The sequence below is a fragment of the Vibrio sp. 10N.222.54.A3 genome, assembly GCF_041474095.1.
Classification (GTDB): Bacteria; Pseudomonadota; Gammaproteobacteria; order Enterobacterales; family Vibrionaceae; genus Vibrio; species Vibrio crassostreae_C.
The window spans coordinates 37,040-38,364 of the sequence record NZ_JBFRTN010000078.1 but is presented as its reverse complement, the minus strand read 5'-3'; the positions used below and the strand labels follow the sequence as shown (position 1 = coordinate 38,364).

The following is a 1,325-nucleotide window of genomic DNA, read 5'->3' as shown; positions in this document are numbered from 1 at the left end:
TCACGCCCTGAAAGTTCAGTACAACAGTCGGTGGCTCAAACGGGTACAGTAGCGCCAGCAACTCAAGTGGCAAGTGCATCACCGCAGAAAGTGGCTGAGACAGTACCAGCTAACTCACGTACTGAAAGTTCAGTAGCAAAGTCGGGCAATGTAGAGTCAGCAACACAACTGGCGAGTGCTCCTACTCAAAAGGCAACTGATGCTGTTGCAAATACACAACGCCCTAATACTTCAGAGAAGGAGACGGGAACAAATCAGACCCAATTGGTGAATGCATCCACTGACTCCAATAACGGTAATCAAGGCACGGGAACTAGTGAGGACTCTCAAAATGATTACAAAATGGGGAATCAAACCAAACTAGCATCACTCAACGACACTGATTCAAGTTCGCCTTCTGTTACCGGAAGCAGTTCAATGGACCTAGCATTATTGGAGTCTTCACAGTTCAGTGGTATGGCTGATGGAGATAAAGAGATTGTGATGGAGGCTATTGCTAGTGGCCAACTTACTGCTGATGAAGGCATTGAAGTGTTCAATGCGGTTCAAAGTGGAGAAATTAACTCAGATGAAGCTATTCAGATAGCTAACGGGACAAAGGAATTGCCGAGCGCCCGTAATGAAATGTTGGCTTCTACTGGCTCTAGTCAGTCGAATAGTGACCTTACTGCGAGCTCAGATAATGACATAGGATCGGCGCTTACAGGTGCAGACAATGAGTTCATCTCTAAAGAAAGCGATGCACATTTAGCGTCAACGAACTTTGAAGCGCCAGTATCAGGAGCGGTCGAGCAGCCAAGCGCTGAACAGTTTGAAGCGCAAGTGGCGATGGATACTCCTAACCAGTTTGATACATCGGTAGCACCTAATGGTGGTGGAGAAATGAACTCAACTATGGGCGAGGGTGAACAACACTTGGCGTCAACGAGCTTTGAAGCGCCAGTATCTGGAGCCGAAGAGCAGCCAAGCGCTGAACAGTTTGAAGCGCAAGTAGCGATGGATACTCCTAACCAGTTTGATACATCGGTAGCACCTAATGGTGGTGGAGAAATGAACTCAACTATGGGCGAGGGTGAACAACACTTGGCGTCAACGAGCTTTGAAGCGCCAGTATCTGGAGCGGTCGAGCAGCCAAGCGCTGAACAGTTTGAAGCGCAAGTGGCGATGGATACTCCTAACCAGTTTGATACATCGGTAGCACCAAATGGTGGTGGAGAAGTGAACTCAACTATGGGCGAGGGTGAACAACACTTGGCGTCAACGAGCTTTGAAGCGCCAGCATCTGGAGCCGAAGAGCAGCAAAGCACTGAACAGTTTGAAGCGCA

At 48.5% G+C, this 1,325-nt stretch carries 1 protein-coding gene; it reads left to right on the top strand.

The features are described from left to right. Window positions 1-1,325: hypothetical protein (locus tag AB4507_RS16930; RefSeq protein WP_372183000.1), on the top strand; the 1,325-nt coding region annotated here is incomplete at both ends.